The 5,625-nt window shown below is 41.2% G+C and carries 6 protein-coding genes; 2 read left to right on the plus strand and 4 right to left on the minus strand.

All coding sequences use genetic code 11. The features are described 5' to 3' along the window. Both ACKPQ4_RS05935 and ACKPQ4_RS05940 read right to left on the minus strand, forming a co-directional pair. Positions 1-938 (minus strand): hypothetical protein (locus tag ACKPQ4_RS05935; RefSeq protein ID WP_407680282.1); only part of this gene is annotated, 938 nt, incomplete at its 3' end. Positions 939-996: 58 nt separating this feature from the next. After that, positions 997-1,530: a sigma-70 family RNA polymerase sigma factor gene (locus ACKPQ4_RS05940; RefSeq protein ID WP_407680283.1), complete on the minus strand. Its 534-nt coding sequence runs from the start codon at positions 1,528-1,530 to the stop codon at positions 997-999. A 167-nt stretch (positions 1,531-1,697) separates the two neighbouring features. Here ACKPQ4_RS05940 and ACKPQ4_RS05945 point away from each other — a divergent pair, with 167 nt between their 5' ends. Then, on the plus strand, positions 1,698-2,786 hold the full coding sequence (locus ACKPQ4_RS05945; RefSeq protein WP_407680284.1) for a hypothetical protein: 1,089 nt from the start codon (positions 1,698-1,700) through the stop codon (positions 2,784-2,786). A 42-nt stretch (positions 2,787-2,828) separates the two neighbouring features. Then, positions 2,829-4,622 (plus strand): SulP family inorganic anion transporter, encoded by a 1,794-nt coding sequence (locus tag ACKPQ4_RS05950; RefSeq protein ID WP_407680285.1) that lies wholly within the window; start codon positions 2,829-2,831, stop codon positions 4,620-4,622. Between the two features lie 22 nt (positions 4,623-4,644). Here the strand turns inward: ACKPQ4_RS05950 and ACKPQ4_RS05955 are convergent, their stop codons facing one another. Together ACKPQ4_RS05955 and ACKPQ4_RS05960 are read right to left on the minus strand one after the other, a co-directional pair. After that, positions 4,645-5,271 carry a hypothetical protein gene (locus ACKPQ4_RS05955; RefSeq protein ID WP_407680286.1) on the minus strand — a complete coding sequence of 209 codons (627 nt, stop codon included), beginning with the start codon at positions 5,269-5,271 and terminating at the stop codon, positions 4,645-4,647. 99 nt (positions 5,272-5,370) lie between these two features. Next, the coding region (locus ACKPQ4_RS05960) for a TatD family hydrolase (protein WP_407680287.1) at positions 5,371-5,625 on the minus strand (255 nt) is incomplete at its 5' end.

Below are 5,625 nucleotides of genomic sequence, written 5' to 3' on the forward strand. Positions count from 1 at the left end.
ATTTCGAATTCAGAACTTAATTCATTCCATGTACTGGGGTCTCGGTCGGAAGGTAAGTTTTTTTCAACTCTCGCCAGAGACTGTTCGCTAAGATTTCCTCTATCTTTAAATGCCTGTAAGGTTAGGCCAAATTCGGCTCCTTCTTGGGATGCTCCAAAGCTTTGGTTAAATTTGACGGCAGCAAATATACGAGCCGTTGTTCCCCCGTTGTTTTTAAGTGCTGCGCGAACATCCAAAACCTGTACAGTTTCTTCAACATGAGCGATTTGAGATTCCACATTTATCGACATCTTTTCAAAACTTAACATTTTTGACCCCGATGCCGGTAGAACTCCCTTCTCGGAAGGTATGTTAAGATAGGGTTCACGATTCCATCTTTTGACTAAGCCGTGTAATTCAAATGCTCCACCTTGGGCCGTGCGATCGTTCGAACGCAAAATTTCCATGCCCTCTCTTGCATGCTCTTGAGCAGATGGGCGGATACTCAATTCGTTAAAGGGTTTAAATAAGTTTTTTTTATCTAAGACTCGCTTCTTGGGATTGAAAGAGGAATTAGCAGGCTTGGCAGAAGTTACAGCGTCAAAAAAAACAGACTGATGATGAATTTCGGCAATTTGAGATTTGTGGTCAAAGGTTGAGCGAAATGCCCACCAAATACCAATCATGGCGACTAGGGTTGCTGCAATTGAACCAACCCAGGCGAACAAAGGAAAGGAAATCAGTTTAGATGATTTTTCTTCACGCTCAGGCAGGTCCATACTACTTGGCTCCCAGTGCAACAAAGATTCGATGCGAACAACCTCCAAATAACGTAATCGATTACTGCGAGAACTCATTAACATATGATTTAAATGTAAATGTTCTTCATCGGAAATCATTCCATCCAACAGTTTGCTTGTTAAGCGAACTAGTTGATCATCTGTTGTTGGTGTATTCATGTTGAATCTATGCTTAATTAGCACTTATTCACAAAATGATACCGAAAATTTAAATTTTTCAGGATTCTTCCTCAATTTCAAGCTGAGGAATCTTCAATTGAACGCATTTAATAAGGTTTTGACGGATACGAAAAAGAGTTCCTGAAATCGCTCCGATTGGACGGTTTAGGATTTTGCAAATTTCTTTCATAGGTGCATCTTCTTTAAATCTCATCTTGGCAATCTCTCTCATATGATCGGGCAATAGGTCATAACAAATCTGCAAAGCCCTTTGAGTAAGTTGATGCCTTTGAATATCGAAATCCTCGCTGGCCAGAGCCTCAGTCAATTCATTACTAAAGCAAACTTTGCTCCTTCGCTTCTTTGTGAGGTGGGCAAGCACTTGATACCTTGCAATATTAAAAGCCCAAGAACGAAAATTGCCATCAGGGTTATATTCCTGTGACTTTTTACAGAGGATTAAATTGGTTTCCTGAAGAACATCCTCTGCATCGCTTCGATTGGAAAGTAAGCTTAGGATAAATGCATAGAGGTTTCTTTGGATCCCAACAAGATTTTGAGAAAATTCAAAAGAAACGGAGTTTTCAGACACAGGTCTAAAGGAATGTGGTTTTAAGCCAACGTCAATGACGATAGAAAAGGCCTGAACCACGGGGTTGCCTTTCAACCTTTTCTTAGTTTTGATAATCTTCCATGCAAACGTGGCACTGTATCGCATTAATCATCATAAGTGTAGCTGTGTTTTTTTATGCCTCATTTATGGACGAAATCGAAGAAAGGTCTAAATCTTCACTTCTTGTATTAACTAATCAGTCCATCGAAACCTCTAAAGAAAGTGTCGAAGAACCTTTAGTACCCACCTCCACTACATGGGCCGAAATCTTGTTAACCCTAGAGTCGGGCATTGCCGAGCCCTATGCTCTGTTACTTCATGAAGAAGCGTTGGAGTCAGCAGGGTTGATAAACACTTTATATACAGATTTGGAAAAAAGCCCCGTTGCCAAAGAACTAATCCTTAGCCCCTTTACTAGCGAACTTTTAGACGGCAATGAACGACAAATCTTATCCTCACTTATCTCGATCCGGCCTAGATCCAAAAATTCATTAGAAGTGATTTGCAAAGGACATTCCAATCGATCCGCTGATTTATTATCTGAAATGATGATACGCACTTATAATCAATTAATTCAATCCGAGACTATCGAATCTCCACTTCCGCTAAGCCTGAGTGAAAAGTTTAAAAAACATCAGGAACTTCAAAGCCAAATGGAAGAACTGAAAGTAAAGATCCAAGAAGAAACAGAAGGATCGCCGGAAGAAAGTGTTGAAGTGATGGCCATCCGTTCTGAAATCATGCAAGTGGAAGATGAAGTTAATTTACATAAAAACCATCTGGTAAAGATTGAAGAGATTCACCAAGATAAGCTTGATCCTATGGAGTATTTGCACATTCCGCCTATTCGCGATTTCGGGCAGGTTTCTCAACTTGGCAATATTCTTGAACAATTAAAATCCATGAGACTCGATCAAACTCTTAATAAGTTTACCCGCGATGAAGTCGAAAAAAACATTCTTGCCACCAGCCAAGACTTGGAAAAGCAGGTAGTCTCAGCTATTGACCATCTTAAAAAGACTGTTTCTGAACTTTTGCTCAGAAAAAAAGACCTGCAAAAGACTATTTTTGATCATATATCCGATGCGAAGTTAGCTCTTTCACAAAGTGGAAACATCAGACGGTTCAAACAAATCAAAATCCTGGCATCGAACCTTCACAAAGATTATGAAGACGAAACCTTAAAATGGATTGCCTGTAAATCTTCCTACACCCTTTACCGCACTCCCGAATAAGGGTTATCGAGGCTGCCCCATCAAAATTACTTGGAAGACAATATGCAGAGGCAAAAGTTTACCCCCTTACAAAATCTATTCATTCCCAAAATTCCGGGAATTAGAAAGGGGCTTTTTTCGAACCCTTCATCCAATGACTTAAAAGCGGGTATTAATGTTGCCCTCTTGGCGATTCCTCAGGGTATGGCTTATGCTTTGGTTGCCGGACTTCCCATTCATTATGGTTTGTTGGGATCCGCAGTTGCCGCATTGATTGGAGGAATCTTTGGCGGGGGGAGGTTTATTACCTTGGGACCAACCAATGCAACTGCCGTACTCTTGTTTGGTGCGTTTGCAAGCGTTGGCCTAATTGGAACTAATGGTCTAGCCAACTCTTCCGCCTTACTCCTACTTCCAGTGATTTTATTCACTTCCGGACTTTTTCTGGTTTTAGCCAGCCTCTTCCGCATCTCTTTCATCGTTCAATTTGTTTCCCGTACTGTGATTACTGGTTACATCACTGCAGCGGCTTGCCTTATCATTGCCAATCAAGGTCGACATGTTATGGGAATCTCGACAAGCGAAGATACGCCTCCTTCAACATTTTTGGGCATTCTTTTTTTCCTTATTACCCATTTGGATTTAATCGCTTGGCCAGCCATTATTCTAAGCGCATTCACGGCTGCAGTTTATCTTTTAATTCAGCTTCGATCCCCAGCGCTTCCAAGCGTAGCCGGTGCCCTTATTGCAGCCTCTATCGCTGGGCACTACATGGAAAATGCCGGTTTTTCGATTATACGATTAGAAAGTTTTTCAATTGGTAAAGATTTGTTGATGCTTCCCAGCTTCGATTTACTAATGGAGCACGGCCCCCTTATTCTCTCAACCTCTCTAGCGGTTTGCCTGCTTTGCTTACTCGAAGGATTATCCATCGGTAAGTCTCTCTCTGCCCGTGCTGGAGGTCGAATTGATTCGAATCAGGAAACTTTTGCCATCGGCATGGGAAATCTTGGATGTTCACTCTTTTCTGGAATGCCTGCATCTGGATCTCTCACTCGCTCGACCTTAAGTGTGGCAAGCGGTGCCCGCACCAACCTCGCAAATTTAATCACAGGACTGGTCATTTTTATTGGCGTGTTCGCACTCAATGATCTTGTTCGGTTTATTCCAATCTGCTCTTTAGCCACTCTAGTCATTTTTATTGGTATTTCCCTGGTAAAGATCCGACAAATCCGAACGGTTGCCCGAGCCACACGTTCAGATGCTTTTGCCTTTGCCGTTACACTCTTGGTGGGCCTGGCTTTTTCTCTTCAATTGGCAATCTTTGCCGGAGTTCTCACCTCTGTACTTTTGTTTTTACGAAAAGTTGCCCAGCCCCAATTGATTGAATACGGCTACACGAAGAAAGGTGATCTTGCTGAAGCATCAGCACTCACCAAGCGTGCTGAACCGGAAGTATTTATTGTTCATGTAGAGGGTGAACTCTTCTTTGCCGCGGCCGATTTATTTTATGAACAAATTCGTAGAGTAGGCGAAGATCCAAATCAAAAAGTATTAGTTCTAAAAATGCTCAATGCCCATAATATGGATGCCACTTCGGTCTTAGCCCTCGAAGAACTTTTAGAATATCTAAGTGAAAAAGACTGCCATGTCATTCTCTGTGAAATTCGTAAGGATTGTCTGCGTATCCTAAAAAATTCGGGTGCTCTTAGTCGGATGAATCGAAGGAATATCTTTCCTTTTGTCCCCAGTAACCCAACCTTATCTACCGCAAAAGCAATCAGGCGGGCAAAATCATTAGTAAAAGGCGGAACCGCAAAGGTAACTATCTTAGCAGACGAAAAAAAGAAGTTCTAGGGGAAGGTTTCTGACGGTCAGATTAAATCATCGGAGGTGGATTAAAGTCTGTCATGGTCTCGGTGGGTTTCGGCTTTACCCCGGGTGTAAGGCTTTCAACTGCTTCAGGTACATCCGAGATATTTTCTACAGCTACATCTTCATTTTCAGTCAGTTCCTGCTGGGCCTCTTTCATTTCAAGAAACCTGGTATGGTTAAATTGGCTCAGTGCTTTTAGCTCTTGCTGGGCCTCTGCATGATCGGCCCTGAGTACCTCCAGTTTCTTACGAACATCTTCATTTTCTTCTCGCGTTCTGTCACCACCGCTCAGAAAGGCTTCACACTCTCTGATATCTTTGGCCAAGGTGCGAATATTAGATAGGATTTTGCCCTTTTTTGTATCAACATTGAACTTTGGTGAAATGATTTTTTTAGCAGCCAAAAAGGTGGAATGGCTACCTTCCTGAATAGAAATTAGCTCTTTTTTGAGAACCTCAACATAACCTTCGGCACCATCAATATCTTGGCTTACATTATGACCCTCTTTGTATTTTTTCTTCAGTAATCGAAGTTTAGTTTTATGATCGGCTATTTCTTGCAAAACTTTATTTTTGGCAAGTATACGCTTTTGAACTTCTGAGAGTTCTTCTTCGTCACTAGAAGATTCCATTAAAATTTATTTGGCTGAATATATTAAATAAATTTACTGAGAAAATTTTTAAATCAATTAAATTTATAACTGATAAGAGGATTTAAGTGCCTTGAATTGTCAAACATGAAGTTGATAAAAATTCATTGAATTTTCCCAGATTTTGTCCACTGCGTCCACATTCAACAAAGTACATGCGTACTCCCCAACCTTGTTAATGAAAGCGGGCTCATTTCTTTTTCCTCGATAGGGAACTGGGGCCAAGTAGGGGCTATCGGTTTCCAGCATCAATTTTTCTATACCTTGGTATTTTAACGCATCCCATAATTGATCATTTTTAGGAAAGGTGAGAATACCAGTGAAGGATGCCCTACC

Origin of the sequence: Candidatus Chordibacter forsetii, from assembly GCF_964187505.1 — a bacterium.
GTDB lineage: Bacteria > Verrucomicrobiota > Verrucomicrobiia > Opitutales > Seribacteraceae > Chordibacter > Chordibacter forsetii.